Here is a 387-nt window from a genome sequence, read left to right as displayed (position 1 = left end):
ATGGAACAACAGACGAAATAGAAGTAACAGTTAAGGTAACTGATGTAAATACACCAGATACGCCGGAGACTCCAGACACGCCAGATAAACCAAAAGTATCGCCAGTAGGAAAAGGCCAAACAGTTAATTTAAATGGTACCCCTGATGCTAAATTATCAATAGAAAACTTTAGTAGCTTACCAACAGGAACAACAGCATCATTCAAAACACCAGTTGACACAAGTTCAGCAGGAGATAAACCAGCAACAGTTGTAGTAACGTATCCAGATGGAACAACAGACGAAATAGAAGTAACAGTTAAGGTAACTGATGTAAATACACCAGATACGCCGGAGACTCCAGACACGCCAGATAAACCAAAAGTATCGCCAGTAGGAAAAGGCCAAA

The 387-nt window shown here is 40.6% G+C and carries 1 protein-coding gene; it reads left to right on the top strand.

Annotation, left to right across the window (positions count from 1 at the left end; genetic code table 11):
- Positions 1–387, top strand: a 387-nt coding sequence (locus HZY83_RS06735) for a Rib/alpha-like domain-containing protein (RefSeq protein ID WP_255460163.1), incomplete at both ends; no start/stop codon positions are given.

The organism is Gemella sp. GH3 (assembly GCF_013415425.1).
Taxonomy (GTDB): Bacteria; Bacillota; Bacilli; order Staphylococcales; family Gemellaceae; genus Gemelliphila.
The sequence above is the reverse complement of the archived record's forward strand: the minus strand, read 5'-3'. Positions and strand labels throughout refer to the sequence as shown.